20 protein-coding genes are annotated in these 23,991 nt (G+C 53.4%); all 20 read right to left on the bottom strand.

Annotated features, from left to right (window positions below; translation table 11 throughout):
* Positions 1 to 84 precede the first annotated feature (84 nt).
* Positions 85 to 885, bottom strand: coding sequence for a spore cortex-lytic enzyme (sleB, locus tag IDH45_RS33100; protein ID WP_190932433.1), 801 nt, complete (start codon positions 883 to 885; stop codon positions 85 to 87).
* Positions 886 to 1,115: 230 nt separating this feature from the next.
* Positions 1,116 to 3,680: an FtsK/SpoIIIE family DNA translocase gene (locus tag IDH45_RS33095; RefSeq protein ID WP_223837246.1), complete on the bottom strand. Its 2,565-nt coding sequence runs from the start codon at positions 3,678 to 3,680 to the stop codon at positions 1,116 to 1,118.
* Between the two features lie 226 nt (positions 3,681 to 3,906).
* Positions 3,907 to 4,125 carry a YlzJ-like family protein gene (locus tag IDH45_RS33090; RefSeq protein WP_190932432.1) on the bottom strand — a complete coding sequence of 73 codons (219 nt, stop codon included), beginning with the start codon at positions 4,123 to 4,125 and terminating at the stop codon, positions 3,907 to 3,909.
* Positions 4,122 to 4,859, bottom strand: a complete 738-nt coding sequence (locus IDH45_RS33085) for a ClpP family protease (protein WP_190932431.1) — start codon at positions 4,857 to 4,859, stop codon at positions 4,122 to 4,124. The genes IDH45_RS33090 and IDH45_RS33085 overlap by 4 nt, the downstream gene beginning before the upstream one ends.
* A gap of 208 nt (positions 4,860 to 5,067) precedes the next feature.
* Positions 5,068 to 6,744, bottom strand: a complete 1,677-nt coding sequence (locus IDH45_RS33080) for a ribonuclease J (RefSeq protein WP_190932430.1) — start codon at positions 6,742 to 6,744, stop codon at positions 5,068 to 5,070.
* Positions 6,745 to 7,432: 688 nt separating this feature from the next.
* Positions 7,433 to 8,311, bottom strand: a complete 879-nt coding sequence (gene dapA / locus IDH45_RS33075) for a 4-hydroxy-tetrahydrodipicolinate synthase (protein WP_190932429.1) — start codon at positions 8,309 to 8,311, stop codon at positions 7,433 to 7,435.
* Between the two features lie 142 nt (positions 8,312 to 8,453).
* The gene (gene dapG, locus IDH45_RS33070; protein WP_190932428.1) at positions 8,454 to 9,674 is read right to left on the bottom strand and encodes an aspartate kinase; all 1,221 of its coding nucleotides are present in this window, start codon (positions 9,672 to 9,674) and stop codon (positions 8,454 to 8,456) included.
* Positions 9,675 to 9,757: 83 nt separating this feature from the next.
* Positions 9,758 to 10,798: an aspartate-semialdehyde dehydrogenase gene (locus tag IDH45_RS33065; RefSeq protein ID WP_190932427.1), complete on the bottom strand. Its 1,041-nt coding sequence runs from the start codon at positions 10,796 to 10,798 to the stop codon at positions 9,758 to 9,760.
* 43 nt (positions 10,799 to 10,841) lie between these two features.
* Positions 10,842 to 11,444 carry a dipicolinate synthase subunit B gene (locus IDH45_RS33060; protein WP_190932426.1) on the bottom strand — a complete coding sequence of 201 codons (603 nt, stop codon included), beginning with the start codon at positions 11,442 to 11,444 and terminating at the stop codon, positions 10,842 to 10,844.
* Positions 11,444 to 12,340, bottom strand: coding sequence for a dipicolinate synthase subunit DpsA (gene dpsA, locus IDH45_RS33055; RefSeq protein WP_190932425.1), 897 nt, complete (start codon positions 12,338 to 12,340; stop codon positions 11,444 to 11,446). The genes IDH45_RS33060 and dpsA overlap by 1 nt, the downstream gene beginning before the upstream one ends.
* 164 nt (positions 12,341 to 12,504) lie before the next feature.
* A complete protein-coding gene (gene dut / locus IDH45_RS33050; RefSeq protein ID WP_223837242.1) occupies positions 12,505 to 12,954 on the bottom strand; it encodes a dUTP diphosphatase in 450 nt (149 codons plus the stop codon).
* Positions 12,938 to 14,158, bottom strand: coding sequence for a M16 family metallopeptidase (locus IDH45_RS33045; RefSeq protein ID WP_223837244.1), 1,221 nt, complete (start codon positions 14,156 to 14,158; stop codon positions 12,938 to 12,940). The genes dut and IDH45_RS33045 overlap by 17 nt, the downstream gene beginning before the upstream one ends.
* A gap of 235 nt (positions 14,159 to 14,393) precedes the next feature.
* The gene (locus tag IDH45_RS33040; protein WP_190932423.1) at positions 14,394 to 15,428 is read right to left on the bottom strand and encodes a polysaccharide deacetylase family protein; all 1,035 of its coding nucleotides are present in this window, start codon (positions 15,426 to 15,428) and stop codon (positions 14,394 to 14,396) included.
* A 325-nt stretch (positions 15,429 to 15,753) separates the two neighbouring features.
* Positions 15,754 to 17,859: a polyribonucleotide nucleotidyltransferase gene (gene pnp / locus IDH45_RS33035; protein ID WP_190932422.1), complete on the bottom strand. Its 2,106-nt coding sequence runs from the start codon at positions 17,857 to 17,859 to the stop codon at positions 15,754 to 15,756.
* A gap of 210 nt (positions 17,860 to 18,069) precedes the next feature.
* Positions 18,070 to 18,339 (bottom strand): 30S ribosomal protein S15, encoded by a 270-nt coding sequence (gene rpsO / locus IDH45_RS33030; protein ID WP_190932421.1) that lies wholly within the window; start codon positions 18,337 to 18,339, stop codon positions 18,070 to 18,072.
* Between the two features lie 165 nt (positions 18,340 to 18,504).
* Positions 18,505 to 19,473 (bottom strand): bifunctional riboflavin kinase/FAD synthetase, encoded by a 969-nt coding sequence (locus tag IDH45_RS33025; RefSeq protein ID WP_190932420.1) that lies wholly within the window; start codon positions 19,471 to 19,473, stop codon positions 18,505 to 18,507.
* Position 19,474: 1 nt separating this feature from the next.
* A complete protein-coding gene (gene truB, locus IDH45_RS33020) occupies positions 19,475 to 20,428 on the bottom strand; it encodes a tRNA pseudouridine(55) synthase TruB (RefSeq protein ID WP_190932419.1) in 954 nt (317 codons plus the stop codon).
* Positions 20,425 to 21,423, bottom strand: coding sequence for a DHH family phosphoesterase (locus IDH45_RS33015; protein WP_190932418.1), 999 nt, complete (start codon positions 21,421 to 21,423; stop codon positions 20,425 to 20,427). Before IDH45_RS33015 ends, truB begins: the two co-directional genes overlap by 4 nt.
* Complete coding sequence (gene rbfA, locus IDH45_RS33010) at positions 21,420 to 21,776, bottom strand: 30S ribosome-binding factor RbfA (RefSeq protein ID WP_190932417.1); 357 nt, start codon at positions 21,774 to 21,776, stop codon at positions 21,420 to 21,422. The genes IDH45_RS33015 and rbfA overlap by 4 nt, the downstream gene beginning before the upstream one ends.
* Positions 21,777 to 21,782: 6 nt before the next feature.
* A partial coding sequence (infB, locus tag IDH45_RS33005; protein ID WP_190932416.1) for a translation initiation factor IF-2 occupies positions 21,783 to 23,991 on the bottom strand: 2,209 nt, incomplete at its 5' end.

Genomic DNA, 23,991 nt, shown 5'->3' with positions numbered 1-23,991 from the left:
TTAATAGGTTGCATCTATGGATTCCTCTTTTTGGCACAACTATACCATATTCATCCAACCTATACTATTAGATTTGAGAGAGTACTAGTTGCAAAAGATATGTTTGCCGATTTTTTTGACCTGCACCCGTGTCCAAATCCATTTGGAGGTGGCGGTCTCTGGGTTGAAGTAATAGAGGCACCCGCCGGAAGGATCGTAGCCGTTCAAAGCGTCCTGTACCGCTTTTTTGGCTGTATCGTTCGGTGTTAGCCAGATCTGTCCGTCCGCTACCGCCGTAAACGCCCCCGGCTGGAAAATAACGCCTGATACGGTATTCGGAAAACTCGCCGACCGGACCCGGTTTAAAATAACGGCGGCTACGGCAATCTGCCCGACATACGGCTCACCTCTTGCTTCCCCGTATACGGCGTTTGCCATCAGGTTCAGGTCCTGCTCAGACAAGCCGAGATTGTTCGAGCTGGGCAGCTTTTGTCCGGCGCCTGCACCAGCACCGCCTCCGGCCGCCGCCCCCGGAGCCGGCGCTGCCGGAGCCGCTTGTTCCGCGCCCTTGCGGGGAGTGCGGTCCGGCGACCATTCCTTCGTCGCTTCCCACAGTTTTAATTTGGTCTTGCTGCCGACCAGGCCGTCTACCTTCATTCCGAATTTGTACTGAAAGTTTTTGACCGCTTGCAGCGTACTGTAGCCAAAGTCGCCGTCCACATCGCCATGGTAATACCCGAGCATTTTCAGTCTGCCCTGAAGCTCGTAGACGTCGCCTCCTTTGGCGCCGTACCGAATCTCCCAGTTCCCGAACGTTTGTTCAGAGTAGTATTTGCTCTTGATTTGCATGCCTGCCAGCAAAAACAATACGGTACATATCGTTATGACCACAAGTCGCTTGTTCATGTCCGTCTACCTTCCCTTTGTCATATTGCAGTCGGATTCACGCCTTATTATGACAAAGCTGGTGCCGGATTATGCAATGAAAGGAGTCTAAAAACGTCCCGGTGATCCAAACGAAAGGACCTCAGGCTTCCACTGTCACGTGGAGGCTGAGGTCCTTTTACTTACGGAAACTCGGTCTAAGCGGGGCTTACAAAATCGCAAAACGACTTAGGAGAACAGCACTCTTGCATCTAGGACGATATGCGGCTGTGCTGGTACTGCTCCAAGGAGACGAGCACTTCTCTCGGCTTGCTGCCTTCATAAGGACCGACGATCCCTTTGGCCTCCATCGAGTCGATCAGCCGGGCCGCCCGCGTATAACCTACGCGCATCCGCCGTTGCAGCAGCGAGACCGAGGCCTGCTTGGCTTCAAGCACGATCTGGACCGCTTGATCGTACAACTCATCCTCGACCTGCTCCTCTTCCGCCGACGCTTCTTCCACCTCGGGAACCATTTCTTCCCGGTAGATCGCTTCCTCCTGGGTTTTGCAGAACGTAACGACGGACTCGACCTCCTGGTCGGACAGAAACGCTCCCTGCACGCGAATCGGCTTGGATGCGCCGACCGGCAGGAACAGCATATCCCCGCGGCCGAGCAGCTTTTCCGCTCCCGCCATATCGAGAATCGTTCTGGAGTCCACCTGCGACGATACGCCGAATGCGATCCGCGAAGGAATGTTGGCCTTGATCAGACCGGTAATAACATCTACGGATGGCCGCTGGGTCGCGATAATCAGATGGATGCCTGCGGCGCGCGCTTTCTGGGCGAGGCGGCAGATCGAATCCTCGACATCGCTTGCGGCGACCATCATCAGGTCGGCGAGCTCGTCCAGAATCACGACGATATACGGCAGCGGCTCGCCTTCCCTTTTCTCCTCAGGCATCGTGTTATAACCTTCGATATTCCGAGTGCCGAACTTGGAGAACAGGTCGTACCGTTTCTCCATCTCGCCTACGATTTTTTTCAACGCCAGCGACGCTCTTCTCGGATCGGTTACGACCGGTGCGAGCAAATGCGGTATGCCGTTGTACATATTCAGCTCGACCATCTTCGGGTCGATCATCAGAAACTTCACTTCGTCCGGCTTCGCTTTGTACAAAATGCTCGTTATGATCCCGTTGATACAGACCGACTTCCCGGAGCCTGTCGCTCCCGCTACGAGCAAGTGAGGCATCTTGGCCAGATTGCCGACGATCGCTTGTCCGGAAATGTCGCGGCCGAAAGCGATCGACAGCTTCGAGGCCGATTCCTGGAACACCGGACTCTCCATCACTTCCCGCATCGTAACGACGGCGATTTCCGGGTTCGGAACCTCGATGCCGATCGCTGATTTGCCGGGTATCGGCGCTTCCATCCGGATATCCTTGGCAGCCAGCGCAAGCGCGATATCATCGGTTAAGCTGACAACCTTGCTTACTTTGACGCCGACATCCGGCTGAATCTCATAACGGGTGACCGACGGCCCTCTGACCACCTCCAGCACTTTCGTGCGGACTCCGAAGCTTTCGAGCGTCGTTTCCAGCTTGCGGGCGATCGTCTTGAAGTCGACGGAGTCCCCTCCTTTGCCCGAACCGCTCGGCTTGGCAAGCAGCGAGAAAGCCGGCAGCTCGTAAGGCTTGGCCGGAGGCCGCTCCGGTTCTTTGTGGAAGGTCATATCTCCGTCCCCGTCTGCCTCCACCGGCAGTTTGATCTTGATCTGATTGGAAGGAGGCTGCATGGCCGTGACGGCAGGCTGCGGCAGCGCCGGGGGCTGCTGGATGGCTGGAGGAAGCCGCTCCGGCGTTTCTTGCTCCGCAATATGCTCCTGAAAATCGCGGATTAACGGAATCGAGGAATCCGCCTCCATCCCGCGGTTATCCATATCGTCATCATAGTCCGGCTTGTGAACGTTCCCGTCTTCTTTCCCATTGGCCGAATATACGATCTGCCCGTCATCCTCCTCGTCGATATCCGGTCCTGCAGGTGCGGTTTGCTTGCGCTGCAGCATTTGGAAGAAGACCGGCTTTTTCTTCTCCCGGATCACGACAGGTCCGGTAATCTCGTCGTCGAAATCGTCGTCCAGCGGAATTTGCGGCCTGACCGCCTTGCGGGTACGAACCGGCTTCGGTTTCTCCGGGCTTTTGAGCAGCTCGAACATATGCGAGAACGTATCCCGCAGCCGGCCTCCGCTGCCGCGGAACAGACGCTTGGCCTTGCTTCCGAGATCGACATAGGAGATACCGGTGATCAGCACGAAGCCGATCGCGAATAAAGCGTACTCGATCAGCCGGGCCCCGAGATTATCGAACAAAAAGTACAGGCAAGCGTACAGAACGGCCCCGACCATGCCGCCTCCCACCTGATTGGCAAGCACCGCTTCATTTTGCGGGCTTAGCCCGTCGATCAAGCTGGCCCAGGTCTGGCTTACGATCCACGAGGAGGAGAGCTGGTCCCCGTTCGGACTAAGCAATTGAAACATCGTAATATGGTTCATGATCAGGAAGCCGAGAATCACGAGCAAAAATCCCGACTTGCGCGCCGTCCAGCCGCGCGGCCAATTTCTGCGAATCATCACATACAACCCTATGTATACGAAAATGACCGGCACGACCCAATCGAGCACTCCGAGGAAAAATCGAAACAAATACATGAGCGACCTCGCGACGGAGCCTTCGTGAGACAAAGCGATTACCGAGAAGATGAGGATCAGGATGCCGTACAATTCGAACTTCAGCTGTGTCGAGAGCGAGCCGCTCTTTTTTCTTCTTTTGGCCAGTGTCCACACCTCCGTATATCAGCATCAGATGGCAGCAGCTAGCAAGCGGTCATCGTCGAAATCCTGACAACGCCAAAAAGATCCCTCCGCGGACAAGCAATCAAGACGGATCAGACAACTTCTCCGGTAGCTATTATATCATACTTTCCAAAAAACGGCGCAAATAAAAACACTTGTTCGCACAAAAAAAAGAAACGCATAATAACGCGCTCCTTATCCGGCGGTCTCAAACCGGTTTAAATTCGATCAATTGCCCGGGGGCGTAAGCGGGATTTAAATAATGCATCGGGTCCGGCGATAACAGGCGGACAATCTTTCCTTGGAAGGGCGAGACGGCTTCCACTTGCATCAAAACACCGCCGACGGTCACTTCCTGGGAAGCGGGGCGGGAATCATTCAAGCCGTCCAACACGGTATCGAGTGGAACTTCCGTGTATAAGATCATTGTACGATCCTTCCTTTCATGCTGCGATATTGATCGATTCGCATATTTAATTGCCGGATCGCCTCACCGACGCCTCCGACCGCATCGATCAGCCCGTACTTGACCGCATCGATTCCGATCACGGTCGTCCCGATGTCGCGCGTAAGCTCGCCGGTTTTGAACATTAACTCTTTGAGCTTGTGTTCTGTAATGTTGGAATGACTTGTGATGAAGCGGAGAACCCGTTCCTGCATTTTGTCCAAATACTCGAACGTTTGCGGAACTCCAATCACGAGTCCGTTCAGTCGGATCGGATGAATCGTCATCGTCGCCGTTTCCGCGATTAAGGAATAGTTGGACGAAACCGCGATCGGAACGCCGATACTATGTCCCCCGCCGAGCACTAGGGTTACTGTAGGTTTGGACATCGACGTTATCATTTCCGCTATCGCAAGTCCGGCCTCCACATCGCCGCCGACGGTATTTAATATGATCAGAATGCCTTCAATCTTCGGATTTTGTTCCGCCGCGACCAGTTGCGGGATCAGATGCTCGTATTTGGTCGTTTTATTTTGCGGCGGCAGCACGAGATGCCCTTCTACTTGTCCGATGATCGTCATACAATAAATATTCGATTCTGCCCCGGCAGGCGTCGTCGTCTGCCCTAATTGCTGGATCGTCTCGACCGTCGCACTTCTTCTTTTCTCTTCGGCTACGTCCGGCTGCTCTTGCTCATTTATCGGCTTTTCCGGCATGGCGAACCCTCCCTTATCGTGTCCTTCATAGTATGATTGGGTCCGGGATTTTTATCCGAAGGAAAAAATACCTTGTTGTTGCGGAGTCTGCCTGCAATCGAAGCCGTTGAACAAAAAAAAGAAAAGCCATTCCGTCTTAAGCCGGAATAGCTTCGAAAAATTCGTGTTTCGGGTATCTTCGGGTTCAGTGACTAGATCTGTCGTGTCATTACACTTCCATAATGATCGGCAAAATCATTGGTCTTCTTCGGGTTTGTTCATATAAAAATCGTCCAAGCGCATCTTTTACATGGGTTTTGAGCGAAGCCCATTCGTTTACATTCTCTACCATCAGCCGGTTCAACGTGCTGCTGACAATACGGTTCGCTTCGTCGAGTAATCCTTCAGATTCGCGAACGTACACGAATCCTCTGGAAATAATATCGGGGCCGGACAAGATCGTACCGTCCTGCTTGCTGAGCGTTACGACGACAACCAAAATTCCGTCCTGCGACAGCAGCTTCCGGTCGCGGAGTACGATGTTCCCCACGTCTCCGACGCCAAGACCGTCGATAAGCACGTTTCCGCAGGAAACGCGAGGCCCTCTCCGGGCGACGCCGCTTTGAATTTCGATCGTATCGCCAATATCCACGATGAAAATATCTTCCCGATCAATGCCTACCGATTCCGCAAGCAAAGCGTGCTGACGGAGCATCCGGTATTCGCCGTGAATCGGAATGAAATACTTCGGCTTCATCATGTTCAGCATCAGCTTCAGCTCTTCTTGGCTGCCGTGTCCCGAAACGTGTACTCCGGAAACCGATCCCGGACCGTAAATTACGTTTGCTCCGATACGGAACAATTCGTCGACGGTCCGTCCAACATACCGCTCGTTGCCGGGGATCGGTGTCGCCGCGATCACGACGGTATCCCCAGGCAAAATGTCTACCTTGCGGTGATTGGCGCGCGCCATCCGCGTAAGCGCGGACATAGGCTCGCCTTGGCTGCCTGTAGACAAGATGACGACCCGGTCTGCGGCAAGCTTGTTCACTTCTTCCGGCTCAATCAGCATGCCGTCCGGAATATTTAAATAGCCGAGTTCGCTTGCAATGTTTACGACGTTGACCATGCTTCTTCCGATTACCGTCAGCTTCCGGCGGGTTGCTTCCGCCGCGTCGACTACTTGCTGGAGGCGATGCACGTTCGAAGCAAAAGTGGCTACGACTACGCGCTGCTTCGCCTTGCGGAACACTTCCTCCAGTTCGATGCCGACCGTACGTTCGGAGCCCGTAAAGCCCGGACGCTCCGCATTCGTGCTATCCGATAAAAGCGCCAAAACGCCCCGGCTGCCGATCGCTGCCATCTTATGCAAATCGGCATATTGCTGGTTGACCGGAGTCTGGTCAAATTTGAAATCGCCGGTATGAACGACGAGCCCTTCGGGCGTATCCAGGCAGACGCCTACCGAATCCGGTATGCTGTGATTCACTCTGAAGAATGTAGCTTTAATTGCGCCGAGCTGCACTTCCGAATCCGAGTTAATCAGAATTCGTTTCGTTTCACCGAGCAGATTCGCTTCCTTCAGCTTGCCTTCGATCAGTCCGAGCGTAAGCTTCGTCCCATACACGGGTACGTTCAAATGTTTGAGTACATAAGGCAAACCGCCGATATGGTCCTCATGGCCGTGCGTAATCAAGATCCCTCTGACTTTATCGCGGTTCTCCGTTAAATAAGAGATATCGGGGATAACGATATCAATGCCGAGCATATCCTCCTCCGGGAACTTTAAACCGGAATCGATAACGACGATGTCGTTAGCATATTGCACGACATACATATTTTTGCCGATTTCGCCCACGCCGCCCAGAGCGAAAATCGATAATTTATCTATATTTTTCTTAGACAAGACTATACCTCCTAAATTTATATTGACGACGATCTTTATATTCCCGAACCAAAGATAACCCGAACCAGTCACTTGTCATTTATTATACATGAACCGGATGGCGGAATACAAGTCGGGCGAAAACGAATACAACGGGGAGTGCCGCAAGCCGTGCGGGAGGCCGGACGGGCAAGAATCGGACGTGGCCGGGCAGCCTGGAGCGGCACCTTTCAGTTGGATATTTATTGTACCCCAAAATAAGAAAAACCGACCGAAAAACGTCCGGAGGGTCCTTTGACGTGAAACCTTACGTATGCGCGTGGAAGGGAATGGGGTACCTTCGTCCAGCGCTCGCCCTCAGCCGTGAGGTCTTCATGCGGCGGTATGGCTAACGAACCTAGCATTCGTTATCAGAGCCGAATGGGGACGTTTGAACTTGTAACGAACTCTTGAATTGCTATTCCCGCAAATCGGATCGTTTTTCCCACTTTCGGTTCGATAACGATACTTGGATTCGTTACGTCTGGAAAAATGTCGTTTTCCAGCCATATGCACGATACGATTCGTTAGTCATCGAACCTGAGTAGCATACGTTCATAAAGGCTAAGCAAAGAGAATTCTTCCCTACCCTTTAGCACAGTAAAAAACTTGAACTTTACGACATATAAAAAATCCGATGCCTACCGGCACCGGTCGAACTTTCGAACATTTATTGGAACAACGCGCGAATGAAACGCTGCTCATCCTCTGTCGCAGACACGAGCGGCAGCCGAACTTCGCCCACCGGCATGCCAAACAGGCTGAGCGCATACTTGACCGGTACCGGATTCGGCACGCGATGCGGACAGTTGAACAAACCGCCGAAGACGGGGCGCAGCTTCGCATGCAATTGTGCAGCTTTCGACACATTTCCTTCGACGTAAGCTCCTACCATCTCCTGCATCTCTTTGCCGATCACATGACTGGCAACGCTGACGATCCCGTAAGCGCCTACGGATAGCATAGGGAGAGTGAGAATATCGTCGCCGCTGTATACACGGAAGCTTTCCGGCGCATTGGCCGTCAATTCCGAGATCAGATCGAAATCCGAATGCGCTTCTTTCGTAGCCACTACGTTCGGTAGTTGCGTCAGCTTCAAGGTTGTTGCGGCCGACACGGTGATGCCCGTACGGGACGGAATGTTGTACAGCATGACCGGCAGCTTCGTCGCTTGAGCAGCCGCTTTGAAATGTTCGTATATTCCCTCTTGGGATGGGCGATTGTAATAAGGGGCGACAAGCAAAACCCCATCAACGCCCGCTTTTTCCGCTTCGCGGGTTAGATGAATCGTATGGGCCGTGTCGTAGCTGCCGGTTCCCGCAATAATTTTGCAGCGTCCCTTCGCTTGATCAACAGCCAGACGGAACAACTCCAGCTTCTCTTCCTCCGTCAAGGTCGGGGATTCGCCCGTAGTTCCGCATACCACCAGACTGTCGGACTTCTGTTCTTCAATCAAAAAATCGACCAGACGTCTCGCTTGATTCCAATCAACTCGAAGCTCGGAATCGAACGGGGTCACCATGGCGGTAATGACTCTTCCGAAGTTCACTTTATATTCCTCCTAAGAACTTTGCTTTAGCAAAGTTGGCATCGTAAGCATCAACAGAACTTTGCTTTAGCAAAGTTGGCATCGTAAGCATCTACAAAGCTTTGCTTCAGCAAAGCTGGCATCTCAAGCATACTAAGAACACTTAAGGTTTATCAAGCATAAAAGCGTGGTGCAGAGCTTGGATCGCCTGAACCATATCCGTTTCTTTCACAAGAACCCAGATCGTCGCGGTCGAATCCGCCGATTGCAAAATCGGAATGTCACGCTCCGTCAAGGACTCGACAATTCTCGCCATCACTCCCGGAACGCCGTTCATACCTCCGCCGATTACGGACACTTTCGCGCATCCGGTAACGAACTCGGGCGAATATCCCATCTTGCCCAGAACGTCGAGCGCACGTCCGGCCTCGTGTTCAAATACGGTGTAGGTGACGCCGGACACGTTCACGTTAATAAAATCAACGCTGATCTGATTCGACGCCATCGCCTTGAACACGTTCAGAGACAAGTCATATTGTCCGTCCTGCGCGGCAACCTTGATCTGGGTCACCGGAGCGACATGGGCGATCCCTGTAACGAACCGGTCCCGGAGCCTCCGATCCGACAGCTCGGTCTCGGCTGCCCGGGTGACAAGCGTCCCTTCGTCTTCAGAGAACGTCGACCGTACCCGGATCGGTACGCCGGCTTCCATGGCGATCTCGACGGCACGCGGATGAATCACTTTGGCGCCTTGATAAGCCATATTGCATATTTCGGCATAAGTGACTTTATCGATAGGCTTGGCCTCGGATACGATCCTCGGGTCCGCCGTAAACACGCCTTCAACGTCGGTAAAAATATCGACCCGTTCGGCTCGCAGCGCTGAGCCCAGTGCCGTAGCCGTCGTATCACTGCCGCCTCTTCCGAGTGTCGTAATATCGCCCTGGGCCGTCTCCCCTTGAAAACCGGGGACGATGACCACTCTGTTTTCGGACAATGCCTGAACGATCCGGGACGGCTGAATGGAATCGATCCGGGCGTCGCCGAACCGATCGTTCGTCCGAATTCCGGCTTGTGCTCCTGTATATACGACGGACGATACGTTTTCCGCTTCCAACAGACTGCATAATACGGCTGCGGATATAATCTCGCCGCAGTGCATTAACAGATCCCTTTCCCTTGCGGGCAGGCAATTTCCATTACTGCGGGCTAGCTCTAGCAATGAATCGGTGGCGTAAGGTTCCCCTTTTCTGCCCATTGCGGATACGACTACGACCAAGTGGAACGATTCGGCTAAGGCTCGCCTGATATGCCGAATGGCATGGCTTCTGGCTCGGGCGTCGGAGAGGGAAGTTCCGCCGAACTTCTGCACCAATATGCGCATTGGTTTCCCTCCAAGCCGGAAATGTTTCGATCTGCTTACAGACAGATCGAAACATTTCGCTTCGGTATTCCATATTTATTTCATTAATGCTGCTCGATGGCGATGTATTCGGCAATCTGCACCGCATTCCAAGCTGCGCCCTTCAATAAATTGTCGGACACGATCCATAGGTTCAGCCCACGCGGATTGGAGAGATCGCGGCGAACGCGGCCAACGAATGTGTCGAGCTTGCCGGCCGCTTCCGTAGCGAGCGGGTACTGCTGCAGTTGCAAGTTGTCCTGCAGTACGATTCCCGGAGCGGCGGCAAGAAGCGATTTTACTTGTTCCACGTCAAAATCGCTTTTAAGTTCGACATAAACCGACTCCGAGTGACCGTACACAACCGGAATACGGACACAGGTAGCCGTTACCTCAAGCGATTCGTCATCCAACATTTTTTTCGTTTCGTTGATCATTTTCATTTCTTCATAAGTAAAGCCGTTTTCCGTAAACTTGTCGATTTGCGGAATGGCATTAAAAGCGATTTGATGTTTAACCGGCAAAGAACCAACCGGTAAAAGCTCCGGAGCCGCCTCGCGGCCTTCCAGCACTTCCTTGGACTGGCGCAGCATTTCCTGAATCGCTTTCGCTCCGGCCCCCGATACGGCCTGATACGTCGAAACGATAATGCGCGAGATGCCATATCGATCGTACAGCGGTTTCAAGGCGGCCACCATCTGGATCGTCGAACAGTTCGGATTGGCGATAATGCCCCGATGATCGCTGATTTTATCGATATTGACTTCCGGGACGATAAGCGGGGTATCCGGGTCCATCCGGTATGCGCTAGTATTATCGATACATACCGCTCCATGGTCTACCGCATGAGGAATGAGCTCGCGGCTGACGTCTCCGCCCGCGCTGAACAAAGCGATGTCGATTCCTTCAAAACTTTCCGGAGTCGCTTCCTCGATCGTAATCTCACGTTCTTTGAACCGGACCTTCTTTCCGGCGGAACGCGCGGACGAGAGCAGTTTCAGTTCATGAAGCGGGAAGTTACGTTCGTCCAGCAGGCGGATAATTTGCTCGCCTACCGCACCGGTAGATCCGACTACGGCGACATTGAATCGTTTTTGGCTCGACATGACCTGATTTCTCTCCTTGGGTAGTGATAGGAAGACAGGATGATCAAGAAATAATGTCCTGGAACCTTTCGATCAATAACGGTTGCAACTGTTTGCCCTGCAGCGCAGCCGCACACGTATCCATAATCAGATCCATGCGCGCCACAAGCGAATTCGGTTTCTGCACGGGATTGTCCTGACCGAACGGAACGAAATAAATATTTTTGGCGACCAGCAGCTTGGCAATATTCGTTGCGTTTAATCCAAGTCCGTCATTGGTGGATATCGCAAGCACTAGCGGCCTTTGGTTGCGCATTTGCGCTTTGGCGGCCATCAGAACCGCGCTGTCCGTCATCGCATTGGCGAGCCGGCTCGTCGTATTGCCCGTACAAGGGGCAATCAGCATAACATCCAGCAGCTTCGACGGACCCAGAGGTTCGGCATCGACAATCGAAGAGATAATCTCGTTTCCGGTTATTTCTTTCAATTGTTTCTGCCAATTTTCCGATGTGCCAAATCGGGTATCTGTCGTCATTAAAGTATTGGACGCAATCGGTACGACCTTCGCGCCCGCATCAACGAATCGTTGAATATGCGGCATCGTTTCGGCAAACGTACAATGCGACCCGGTCAAGGCGAAGCCGACCGTTTTCCCATTCCATTCCATCACGCATTCCTCCCGGAGTATACGTCATCCATGATCAGCTGACTTACGGTGTTCGCAATGATGCGTCCAGCTGTTTTCGGTGCGACGATTCCGGGAAGTCCGGGTGCGAGCATTGCCTTCACGCCCCGTTTTTCGGCGAATCGAAAATCGGTCCCGCCAGGCTTCGACGCAAGGTCGATAATGACCGCGCGGTGCGGAATGTTGGCAATAATCTGCGCTGTGACTATCATAGTCGGAATCGTATTAAAAAGCAAGTCGATATTCGTCACCTGATGTGACAATTCAGACAAGTAAAACGGGGTAAAACCCATCTCCCACGCTCGTGCAAAATGCTCCGGTTTGCGGATTCCCACCTTGACGGTAGCGCCTAGTCCCTTCAACGTCCGCGCCATCGTCATCCCGGTCCGTCCGATTCCGAGCACCATACAGATCGAACCGTGGATCGTAATATCCGTGTTCTGAATCGCCATCATCAGGGCGCCTTCCGCCGTCGGAATCGAATTGTAGATCGCCACATCGTCTCTGTCCAGCAGTTCGACCAGTTCGATGCCCTGCTTGGAGCACAGCTCCTTCAAATAACGCTTTGCCATACCGGTGTACACTTTCGCATGCTTGGGCAGCGCCGCGATATGTTCATCGGCCAATAAAAGTTCGGACGTCGAGAAAATCGAATCGACAACACCGTTATCGTCAGTTCCCACTACCGGTAAAATGACCGCGTCGGATTTTTCCAACGCTTCTACCGTTAGGGCCGATCTTGTAACTCCACTGTGCAGATGCTGCAAGTTGTCAAATCCGATCAGGGTGACGGACGCGTCCAGCTCAGAAAACTTATGAATCACTTCCAATTGGCGCGCATCCCCGCCGATCAAGGTGACTTGAATGCCGGTCAGCATATTTACACCCCTTTCGTGCCGCAAGTATAGAACATCTTATGCGCGGACACAGGAATGGGTTACAGCCCAAGCTGCCTACTGACGTTACACCCTTCCACCCCCCGCCAACAAAAAAAATCGCCGCTTCCTTGATCAGGAGCGACGATCGTTACATCTGCAATCCGTTATTTTGTTCCGGTATGACCGAATCCCCCGGCCCCGCGCGCCGTATCGTCCAGATCGTCCACCACTTCCAGCTTGACAGCGGGCACGGTCTGAAACACCATTTGGGCGATCCTTTCGTTCCGTTCGATTGTAAACGGTACTTGTCCAAGATTAATCAGCAACACTTTAATTTCCCCGCGATAGTCCGCATCGATCGTTCCCGGCGTATTCAGGCATGTGATGCCGTGCTTATAGGCAAGTCCGCTGCGCGGACGAATTTGCGCTTCGAGTTCCGGCGGCATAGCAATGGCGATGCCGGTCGGTATAAGAGACCGCTCCCCTGGCTGAAGCGTTACCGGTTCGGCTACGGCGGCATACAGATCAAAGCCGCTGGCTAGCTCGGACATTTTCTGAGGCAGCTGTACGTCTTCGCAGCCGGGTTGGCGTTTGACATTAACTAGGTATGACAAGGGAATCCCTCCTGAACGACTGGATCGGTTTGTCCGATTTGCCGACCATCGCCAAGGCGAAGGGTTGTCCGAACAGCCGGTTGACCAGCGTACGGATATCTTCCTGCGAGACGGAATCAATTCGGGCCAAAATTTCATCAAGCGTGTAATGTTTGCCGAACATGAGCTCGTTTTTACCGAGTCGGTTCATCCGGCTGCTCGTGCTCTCCAGACTTAGAATAAAGCTTCCTTTCAGTTGCTCTTTTCCTTTGCGAAGCTCCTCGTCGGACAAACCGTTCTGCGCGACGCCTCGCAGCACTTCCATCGTAACATTCAGCACTTCCTGGGTCTGCTTCGGCGCCGTCCCCATATAAATGGTAAACATGCCGCTGTCGACATGCGCCGTATGGTACGAATAGACCGAATAAGCAAGCCCGCGCTTCTCGCGAATTTCCTGGAACAAGTACGAGCTCATTCCGCCGCCGATCATATTGTTAAGCAGAATCATCGGGTACAGCATCGGATCGTGCAGCGAGCAGCCCGGCAATGCGAGACAGATATGATTTTGTTCGGTTTTTTTGGCGTGAAATAAAGATTGGCCGACAAATTGGGGAACGTCCAGCTCATAAGCGGTCCCCTTATTGTGAAACGATCCGAAATGCTTCTCCAGCAAATCGGTAACGCTGTCGTCGATATTTCCAGCCATTCCGATGACTGTATTGGGAATCGAGTAATGTTCCTTCATATACTGCCGCAGATGAGCGGGCTGAATTGCCTTCAAGTTGGCTTCCGTGCCGAGAATCGAATAGGCGAGCGCATGATCGCCGTACGCGGCTTTTGCAATCAGGTCGTGAACCAGATCGTCCGGCGTATCGTCGTACATCGAGATTTCTTCCAGGATGACGTTCCGCTCCTTATCGAGCTCGGCTTGATCGAACTTCGAATTGAAGAACATGTCGGAAAGCACATCCACGGCGATAGGCAGATGCGTATCGAGAACTTTCGCATAATAACACGTGTACTCCTTCGCCGTAAAGGCGTTTACGTTGCCGCCGATCCCGTCGAAAATTTCTGCGATATCTTTAGCCGTATACCGCTCCGTTCCTTTAAACAGCATGTGTTCGATAAAATGGGAAATTCCGTTGTTCGGTCCGTCTTCATAACGCGACCCGGTCTTTACCCATACTCCGAACGATACGGAACGGTAGGTCGGGATTTGTTCCATGACGACCCGCAAACCGTTGCTCAGCGTCTTTTTGATCAAGATGGGGCTCCCCCTTAATATGGAAACGTAGTAGATCGATTGCTGCATCATGTGCCGGGGTCCGATAGAACGTAAGTACGGCTGGCGCCTCGTTGGTAGCACGACCGCGTCTTAAGCGGCCGGCAGGTTATGTTGCAATTCGGGAACGGGCAGGCGTTCCGATCTAATCTCTACATTCTTTACTCCCATGATCTTATCAAAAATTAATGTTGCGCTCAACCTTTGGTATTCGCTCCGGAGAGATTAGTTCCGAGACCGTTCCCAGCACGAGACCTTTTCGCTTGATTTCTTGGATCATGCCGGAAAGCGCTCCGGAGGACGAAGCGGTGGGATGCATCAGGATCAGCGAACCCGGCTCGACGCGCGAGCCGATCTTGCGAACGATGGAATCCGAGGAAGGCTTCTGCCAGTCGACCGTGTCCAGCGTCCACAATATCGTCTGCAAATTCATCTCGAACGCCACTTTCACCGTCAAATCGCTGAAATCCCCGGACGGCGGAGCGAACAATACATTGTCCACCCCTAATTGTTCCTTTAACAATTCTTGTGTCCGGCTGATCTCTTTGACCGTCTCTTCCCTGCCGAGCTTGCTCATATCTTTGTGCGAATACGCATGGTTGGACAACTCGTGCCCTTTCTTCTGAATCAGCTTCGCCACATCGATATTTTTACTCAGCCAGGAACCGTCAAAGAAAAAGGTGGCCTTGACGTCCTCTTTCTCCAGAACGTCCAGCATCGGTTCAATAAATTCGTTCCCCCAGGCCACGTTGATCATCAGGGATGCCATCGGCTTGTTAGGATTGCCTTTATAGACGGGATGCGGGCCCAAATCCTTCAAGGTTACGGCAGGCGGGATCGGTTTGAATACGAGCGGAATACCGCCGCTTACGTCTTTGCCCCTGGCCTGATTGAACGTTTGTTCGATATCGACCTCGACCCCGTTCAGCCCCGGGATCGCCTTCCACACCCGGTCCACTTTGGCATCGATCGGAGCTTCCTTGTAGGTATCCGCTTCCGCTCTGATGCGTTCCATAAGCTGTTCGCCCGATATCGGCGACGTCGAAGTGCTCGTCGTCATATGAAACCCTTCCAGCGGGTCGACCTGACGGTATGCGGTTCCGGAGCGCTCGTCCAACGATGCGACGAAAGCGTCCATGCTGCTTGATTGCACGAGACCCCAAGTGACCAGACCAAGCGCCCCTCCGACAAATAGCCATTTATACTTTTGCATATATCTACCCCGATCCGTCCGATTTGTACCAGCTTATGACGAACGTGCCCTGGATATGTCCAAGTAACAGGGACAAGATATTCCCGCCAAAAGTGAGGCCCCTAATGGCTATACCTCTTCCCTGTCCAGTAAATAAACGCTGTACAGCTGTCTCGCTTAGCTCATTTATATGTTCGGCAGCAATAAAAAAAGAGACAGACTGCTCTGGCTCTTTGTTCAGAGAAGCTTCGGTTCGAAGCTCCTTCGGGTTATTCGATTATCTTGCTTCGCTTGGAAGAAAACCGCATCTTCAGCCCTGCGCTAGAGGCGCAGGAGGCGCAGCCGATCAGCTTTGCGCCGGTACCTGCGGAGTGGTCAGCGTTGCTTTGCGGGACAAATTAACGCGGCCCTGATTATCGATCTCGGTTACTTTAACCGTGATTTGATCGCCGATCTTCAAGACGTCTTCCACTTTGGCTACTCGTTCCGTCGAGATTTGCGAGATATGGACAAGCCCGTCCTTACCCGGCAAAATTTCAACAAACGCGCCGAATTTCTCGATCCGCTTGACCGTACCGAGGTACGTCTCGCCTATAACAACTTCCTTGACGATTCCTTCGATGATCGATTTGGCTTTCTCGTTCATCTCGGCATTCGAAGAGGCGATAAATACAGTACCGTCTTGCTCGATATCGATTTTTACGCCGGTTTCTTCAATGATTTTGTTGATGATTTTGCCGCCCGCACCGATGACATCACGGATTTTGTCCGGATTGATGTGCATGATGACGATTTTCGGCGCATAAGGTGAAAGATTTTTTCGCGGTTCTTGAATCGCTTCAAGCATTTTGCCAAGAATGAACATCCGGCCTTCCTTCGCCTGCCCCAACGCTTGATTCAAGATCTCACGGTCGATTCCGTCGATTTTGATATCCATCTGGATCGCGGTAACTCCAGCCGCCGTACCCGCAACTTTAAAGTCCATGTCTCCGAGATGGTCTTCCATCCCTTGAATGTCGGTCAAAATCGAGAAATGTTCGCCGTCCTTGATCAGACCCATCGCTACGCCTGCAACCGGGGCTTTGATAGGTACGCCCGCATCCATCATCGCGAGTGTGCTCGCACATATGCTCGCCTGCGAAGTAGAGCCGTTCGACTCGAGAACTTCGGATACAAGACGAATCGTATACGGGAATTCGGATTCCGCCGGCAATACTTTGGCCAGCGCGCGTTCACCAAGTGCACCATGGCCGATTTCGCGGCGTCCCGGAGCGCGGAGCGGTCTGGCCTCGCCTACGCTGAACGGCGGGAAGTTGTAATGATGCATAAAACGTTTCGAATCTTCCAGATCAAGCCCGTCCAAAATTTGCACATCGCCAAGCGCACCCAGCGTACAAATGCTTAAAGCCTGGGTTTGACCGCGCGTAAACAGGCCGGAACCGTGTGTACGAGGAAGCAAAGCCGTATCGCATTCGATCGGACGGATTTCTTCCGGCGCGCGTCCGTCAGGCCGCACTTTATCATGCGTGATCAGACGGCGCACTTCTTCTTTGACGATATCGTACAGCACTTCCTTAACATCCTTCAGCTTCTCCGGCTCTTCCGCATATTGCGACGCGAAATGGTCGACCGCTTCGGCATTAATCGCATCGATCGCATCCTGACGCGCATGCTTCTCCGGAATACGGATCGCTTCCACAAGACGCGCGCTCGCAAACGCCCGAACATCGCTATTCACCGACTCGTTCACGGCGTGCAGCTTCACTTCCTTCTTCGGCTTGCCCGCTTCTGCTGCGAATTGTTCTTGGACGGCTACGATTTTTTTGATTTCCTCGTGACCGAACATGATCGCTTCGAGGATGTGCTCCTCCGGAATCTCGTTCGCTTCCGCTTCCACCATCATGATTGCATCCTTCGTACCCGCGACGACAACGTGCATGTCGCTTTTGTCTTCCTGGCTGCTGTCCGGATTGATGATGAATTGACCGTCGATGCGGCCTACGATAACGCCGCCGATCGGGCCGTTAAACGGAACGTCGGATACCGTCAGCGCCGCCGAAGTACCGATCATCGCCGCAATTTCCGGCGGACAGTCCTGGTCTACGCTCATAACCATCGCGACGATCTGAACGTCGTTGCGGAATCCTTCCGCAAACAAGGGGCGAATCGTACGGTCGGTCAGCCTGCCGGCCAAAATCGCCTTCTCGCTCGGACGTCCTTCCCGCTTAATAAATCCACCCGGAATTTTACCGACGGCATACAATCTTTCTTCGTAATTCACCGTCAATGGAAAAAAGTCAAGATCTTTCGGCTCGCTCGAAGCCGTGACTGTGCATAGTACGACGGTTTCACCGTAACGGACAAGCACAGCGCCGTTCGCCTGTTTGGCCAGCCGGCCGGTTTCAAGCGACAGCGGTCGGCCTCCTAGGTCCATGCGCACCTGTTTTTCCATGTACTCCCTCCTGCTCGTATGTAAGTTTTGGTAGCGACATTTCCTTTATTCTGCATAGAGTCTAGTATTTCCTTCTTGCGCACGAAAATTCCCCCGAAGGCGCGGAAAACAACAAACCGATTCCGGGCTTTCGGGGGAACCCCCGCCTGTATGGATTGTAGAAAAAAACAACCGCGCGGCCTAGCCGGCAGGTTGCTTTGTCCGTAACCATTATCTGCGAAGTCCGAGACGTTCGATCAATGCTGCGTAACGGCTAACTTCTTTGTTTTTCAAGTAAGCCAGCAGTTTACGACGTTGACCGACCATCTTAAGCAGTCCACGACGGGAATGGTGGTCTTTCTTGTGCGTGCGCAGGTGATTCGTCAAGTTTACGATGTTCTCAGTCAGAATCGCGATTTGCACTTCCGGAGACCCCGTGTCGGATTCGTGAGTTTTGTAATCTTGAATCAGTTGCGTTTTGCGTTCTTGAGTCAATGCCATTTCCGTTCACCTCCCTATCTTCATATAAACAATCGCCGTTAGCCCAGAAGACGACGGTGAGATCGGCCAACCGAGCCAAGGTTCCTGAATCGCTGCCAAGCTTTCGCCTAAGCAACGAAACTTAGTATAGCACAATTGCAAATGCAAAGTAAATGCCGGAGGCGATTATTTAACGCCGTTCTCGGCTTTTTCCGCGCAATGTCCCGTAATTCGCTTCGCTTGCTCGACATCCCGGCCGATTTGGGCGATCAATTCATCGATGGAACTGAATTTTTGCTCGTATCGGATGAACTCGATCAGTTCTACCTTGACGGCTTCTCCGTAAATCGTCCGGGAGAAATCGAACAGATGCGCTTCGAGCGTCCGCGTGTCCGTATCTTCAAACGTCGGTTTCGTTCCGATGTTCATAACGCCGGCGAAACTTTCGCCTCCAAGTTCAAGCCGGATCGCATATACGCCGTTTGAAGGGATGACATACAAATCATCCAGTTCGATATTCGCCGTCGGAAATCCGATCTGTCTGCCTCTCGCCGCCCCGTGAATGACGGTCCCGGTCATGGCGTAGGAACGGCCAAGCAACTGCTGCACCCGGCCGACCTCTCCCCGCTCCAGATGTTCCCGGATAAGCGTACTGCTGACTTTGATTCCGTCCATACAATAAGGGCGCACCACTTCAACAGCAAAGCGGCCCGCGGCGAGCTCGCACATCATGTCCGGATTGCCGCTTCCTTTGTGACCGAATTTGAAATCGAAGCCGACCACAACCGTATTCACCCGAAGCGGGATCAACACTTCTTCCACAAACTGCGAAGGGGTGATGTGCGAGAACGGGACGTCAAAACGGACGAGATAAGCGGTGTTCACTCCGGCCTGCTCGAAAAGCTCAAGCTTCTCGCGCACCGGCGTGAGGTGCCGGACGTACTTGTCCTGGCCTAAAACCTCTCGCGGATGCGGATGAAACGTCATAACCGCCGCAGGCGCTCCAAGCTTTCGCGCCGTTTCTGCAGCCCGGCTGACCACCTCGCGATGACCCAGGTGCAGACCGTCGAAATCGCCGATCGCCAGTACTTGTCCGCTACTTGGACTTCCGGGAAGCGGATTCGGGATCGGATAGAATAACTTTATGGATTGCATGTCAGTTCTCACCTGCTACTTGGGCACTCGCCTGGACCTGGCTTGCGAACACTTTCTCCGGACGCAGCATCCCGCTCTCCCCGTCTGCCTTGAATATTCCGATAAACACGCCGTCCGGATCGTATACCTTGACAAGCTCATCTGGCTGCGAATGAAGCGGCCCGTCCGGAATCGGAAGCGATTTGCCTTGCGCCGCATGTCTCGCCCCGCTTGTCGTTACCGTAACCGAAGGCAACTGCGTAACGAGACGGTCTGCCGGAATAAGCAGAGACGACAGTTCCCCCGACCGGTGCTTTTCTTCGATCTGCTCCAGGGTGAAGCACCCGTCGAGCGTAATCGAGCCGGTGGAGCTGCGGACGAGCTGTGTCATGACGGCCGGATAACCGAGCGCCTTCCCTATATCGACGCATAACGTACGGATATAAGTGCCTTTTGAGCATAACACGCGAAAACGAACCTTCGGATAGTCCGTTTCCAGGTCAAGAGCAAGCGTCTCCATTTTATAAATGTCGACTTTTCTCGATTTTCGCTCGATCTCTTTCCCTTCCCGCGCCAATTCGTACAACTTTTTGCCTCCGACTTTGACGGCGGAATACATGGGGGGAATTTGATCGATCGTACCGGTAAACGAATCGAGCGCCGAACGGACCTCCGTCTCCGACAGCTTGATGCTGCCGGGCTCCAGCCGCTCGATCGTCTCTCCGGTCCAGTCTTCGGTATCCGTGCTGATTCCGAACGTGAGCTCCGCTTCATATTGCTTCGGAAGCTCCTGTATATATTCAACGAATCGGGTGGCACGGCCCAGACATAGCGGCAGTACGCCGGTTACTTGCGGGTCCAGCGTACCGGTATGCCCGATCCGCTTCATCCCGACAATTCTTCTGAGCTTGGCCACCACGTCGTGCGAGGTAAATCCCGCCGGTTTGTGAACCGGCAATACGCCTTCATAGTTCATCGCAGCGATTGTCCTACTTCCTTTACGACTCGCTCCACGACTTCCTGCAGCCCGCCTTTCAGCGTACAGCCGGATGCACGGACATGGCCGCCGCCGCCGAAACGCTGGGCGATGGCGGCCACGTCCGCTTTGCCGTTGGAGCGGAAGCTGACTTTGACCGTCTGCTCATCGGTCTGCTTAAAGAGAAGCCCGACCTCGACTCCTTCTATATTGCGCGGATACAAGATGAGCCCGTCCATGTCCTCCGAGGTCGCCCCCGTCAACCGAATATCGTCCTGGGAGACGGTAATCCAGCTGATCTGACGGTCTTCGTTAAACGATAATGTGTTTAAAGCCTGCTTTAACACGGTGATATGAGCATACGTAATCTTCTCGAGCACCAGCTCGGCCAGACGATGTCCTTCCACCCCGCCGGCAAGAAGCTCCGCTGCGATCCGCATGACCTTGGGTGTCGTATTCGAGTAGCGGAATCCGCCGGTATCCGTCAGCAATCCGCAGTAAATCGCGGCAGCGAGCTCCCCCTCGACAGGCAGCCGCAGCGTACCGGCCAAGTCGTACAGGATCTCGACGGTTGCCGCGGCATCTTCGCGGATCAGCTGAACGTCGCCGAAGGAATCGTTCGTCGGATGATGGTCGATATTCAGCAGCTTCGCGTCCGCCGCAAACCGTTCCTTGACTTGGCCGATCCTTGCTTCATCCGCGCAATCCACGCTGATAATGCACGTATACCGCTCTTCGGACGGAAGCTCGTCCAGCGCAAGCATACGCTCGAATCCCCACAAAAAATCAAACTTTTTGGGCATCGTTCCTTCGTTGACCAGCACAAACCGTTTGCCGAGCCGCTCCAGCATCCATCCGACTGCGGACGTAGAGCTGGCGGCGTCGCCATCAGGGTTCACATGGGCAACGACCAGAAACCGGTCGTTGTCCTCGATGAACTTCCGTGCGGCCGCCAATTGCTGTTCATACGGTCGATTGCGGCGGGAGTCCGTCATGCGTCCGGATTCCCTTTGTTGATTTGGTTCAGCAGCGCGTCGATCCGGCTGCCGTATTCAATCGACGTATCGAACTGAAACAAAAGCTCCGGTGTAATGCGCAGCCGGATCCGCTTGCCGAGCTCGGACCGGATAAATCCGGTAGCCTTTTCGATCGCTTTAAGCGAATCTTCCTTTTGCTGATCCGTGCCCATTACGCTCAAGTATACTTTGGCCTGAGACAGATCGTTCGTCACATCGACCCCCGTTACGGTTATAAAACCGACGCGGGGATCTTTCAACTCCGCTTGCAAAATCTGGCTCAGCTCTTTTTTAATTTGTTCGCCGACACGGCCGACACGTACTTTTGCCATCCGTCATCACCTTTCTACGGTTTCCATCACGAACGCTTCAATAATGTCCCCTTCTCGGATGTCGTTATACTTCTCGATGGAAATACCGCATTCGTAACCTTGCGCCACTTCACGGACGTCATCCTTAAACCGCTTCAGGGAGTCGACTTTGCCTGTGAATACGACGATGCCGCCGCGAACGAGGCGAAGCTCCGCCGCTCTTGTAATTTTGCCCGAGATGATCATACAGCCGGCGATCGTACCGATTTTGCTCACTTTGAAAATATTGCGAACTTCGGCTTGACCGATTACGACTTCTTTGTATACCGGGTCCAGCATACCTTTCATCGCATGTTCGATTTCTTCGATTACTTTGTAGATGATGCTGTGCAGACGGATATCCACTTTCTCCTGCTCCGCGGTCGCCATCGCGGCAGGCTCCGGACGAACGTTAAATCCGATAATGATCGCATTCGAAGCCGAAGCGAGAATAATGTCGGATTCGGTAACCGCACCGACGCCGTTGTGGATAATTTTGACGCGTACGCCTTCCACTTCGATTTTCTCGAGCGAGCCTTTAAGCGCCTCGACGGACCCTTGTACGTCGCCTTTAATGATGACATTGAGATCTTTGATCTCGCCATCCTTAATATGTTTGTACAGATCGTCCAGCGTTACTCGGCTGTTCGCGCCCATTGTAGTCTGACGGTGGGACGTCATCCGTCTCTCGGCAATCGCTCTTGCTTTGCGCTCGTCCTCGAATGCCATGAACGGATCGCCCGCTTGCGGCACTTCTGTCAAGCCGGTAATCTCGACAGGGGTCGACGGTCCGGCTTCTTTCAAGCGGCGGCCTCTGTCGTTCACCATCGCCCGGACGCGTCCGAAGCAGTTGCCGGCTACGAATGCATCGCCGATTTTAAGCGTACCGTGCTGAACGAGAATCCGCGCAACCGGCCCTTTCCCTTTATCCAGTTCGGCTTCGATTACAGTACCTCTAGCCCGTTTGTTCGGGTTCGCTTTAAACTCCTGAACTTCGGCAACGAGCAGGATCATCTCAAGCAGCTCTTCCAGACCGATTCTTTGCTTGGCCGAAATGTTCGCGAAAATGGTATCTCCGCCCCACTCCTCCGGCACCAGATTGTACTCGGTGAGCTCCTGCTTGATTTTATCCGGATTCGAATCCGGCTTGTCGATTTTATTAACCGCAACGATAATCGGCACGTTCGCCGCTTTCGCATGGCTAATCGCTTCTACCGTCTGCGGCATAACGCCGTCGTCGGCCGCTACGACAATAATCGTAATATCTGTAACTTGAGCACCGCGGGCGCGCATCGATGTGAACGCTTCGTGACCCGGAGTGTCGAGGAACGTAATTTTTTTGTTGTTGATCTCGACCTGGTACGCCCCGATATGCTGGGTAATACCGCCGGCTTCGCCTTCGGACACGTTCGTTTGGCGAATGGCGTCCAGCAGCGTCGTCTTGCCGTGGTCGACGTGACCCATAATCGTAACGACCGCCGGACGTTCGATCAGATCAGCCGGTTCGTCCTTCTCTTCGATCGTTTCGAAGTTGTCTTCTTCGACTGGCAGCTTGATTTCCACTTCAACCTTGAACTCGTTTGCGACCAATTGGATCGTCTCCAGATCGAGCTCCTGGTTGATCGTAGCCATAACCCCGAGGAAGAGCAGCTTTTTGATAACTTCAGATGCATCCTTATGGAGCGATTTGCACAATTCTCCAACCGTCATCGTACCGCGTACGATAATCTTCTTCGGCGTGTTGTCGATCTTTTCCTTACGAACCGGCTCCGGCTGGTATCTTCCTTTGCCGCCTTTGCCGCCGCGGGAATTGTTGCCGCCACGGTTGTTGCCTTGGGGAGACTTCGGTTTCTTCGAAGTTTTAACCCCTTGCGCTACGGTAATATCATCCAAATCCTCAACGGTCGTCCGGATGACTTCCGCTTTGTTAAAGCGCGGGTCCGCATTTTTGAGCGTTCCAGCGCGATCCCGGTCCTGGTAGCCGCGGTCACGGTCCGTGCGCGTCTGCTGCGGACGGCCAGTAGCCATCGGTGGAGTAGTGGTAGTGCTTTGCGGTCTGCCTCCGCCTTGGCCGCCCTGGCCTTGCGGTCTGCCTCCGCCTTGCGGGCGGTCGCCGTATGGACGGCCTCCGCCTTGGCCGCCTTGACCTTGCGGACGGTCGCCGTATGGACGGCCTCCGCCTTGGCCGCCTTGACCT

Source organism: Paenibacillus oceani (genome assembly GCF_014705615.1).
GTDB classification, from domain to species: Bacteria; Bacillota; Bacilli; order Paenibacillales; family NBRC-103111; genus Paenibacillus_AB; species Paenibacillus_AB oceani.
The sequence above is the reverse complement of the archived record's forward strand: the minus strand, read 5'-3'. Positions and strand labels throughout refer to the sequence as shown.

Bases quoted from the DNA above. Each gene is read 5' to 3' on its own strand.
- IDH45_RS33015 (WP_190932418.1), bottom strand. From the start codon at position 21,423: ATGACGGACTCCCGCCGCAATCGACCGTATGAACAGCAATTGGCGGCC.
- IDH45_RS33045 (WP_223837244.1), bottom strand. From the start codon at position 14,158: ATGGAACAAATCCCGACCTACCGTTCCGTATCGTTCGGAGTATGGGTA.
- IDH45_RS33060 (WP_190932426.1), bottom strand. From the start codon at position 11,444: ATGGAATGGAATGGGAAAACGGTCGGCTTCGCCTTGACCGGGTCGCAT.
- dapG (WP_190932428.1), bottom strand. From the start codon at position 9,674: ATGCGCATATTGGTGCAGAAGTTCGGCGGAACTTCCCTCTCCGACGCC.
- IDH45_RS33090 (WP_190932432.1), bottom strand. From the start codon at position 4,125: ATGATCTTATACACGGAAGTTCCACTCGATACCGTGTTGGACGGCTTG.
- pnp (WP_190932422.1), bottom strand. From the start codon at position 17,859: ATGGAAAAACAGGTGCGCATGGACCTAGGAGGCCGACCGCTGTCGCTT.
- truB (WP_190932419.1), bottom strand. From the start codon at position 20,428: ATGAACTATGAAGGCGTATTGCCGGTTCACAAACCGGCGGGATTTACC.
- IDH45_RS33040 (WP_190932423.1), bottom strand. From the start codon at position 15,428: ATGCAAAAGTATAAATGGCTATTTGTCGGAGGGGCGCTTGGTCTGGTC.
- sleB (WP_190932433.1), bottom strand. From the start codon at position 885: ATGAACAAGCGACTTGTGGTCATAACGATATGTACCGTATTGTTTTTG.
- rpsO (WP_190932421.1), bottom strand. From the start codon at position 18,339: ATGGCATTGACTCAAGAACGCAAAACGCAACTGATTCAAGATTACAAA.
- rbfA (WP_190932417.1), bottom strand. From the start codon at position 21,776: ATGGCAAAAGTACGTGTCGGCCGTGTCGGCGAACAAATTAAAAAAGAG.
- IDH45_RS33065 (WP_190932427.1), bottom strand. From the start codon at position 10,798: ATGTCGAGCCAAAAACGATTCAATGTCGCCGTAGTCGGATCTACCGGT.
- IDH45_RS33025 (WP_190932420.1), bottom strand. From the start codon at position 19,473: ATGCAATCCATAAAGTTATTCTATCCGATCCCGAATCCGCTTCCCGGA.
- IDH45_RS33085 (WP_190932431.1), bottom strand. From the start codon at position 4,859: ATGCCGGAAAAGCCGATAAATGAGCAAGAGCAGCCGGACGTAGCCGAA.
- dpsA (WP_190932425.1), bottom strand. From the start codon at position 12,340: ATGCTGACCGGCATTCAAGTCACCTTGATCGGCGGGGATGCGCGCCAA.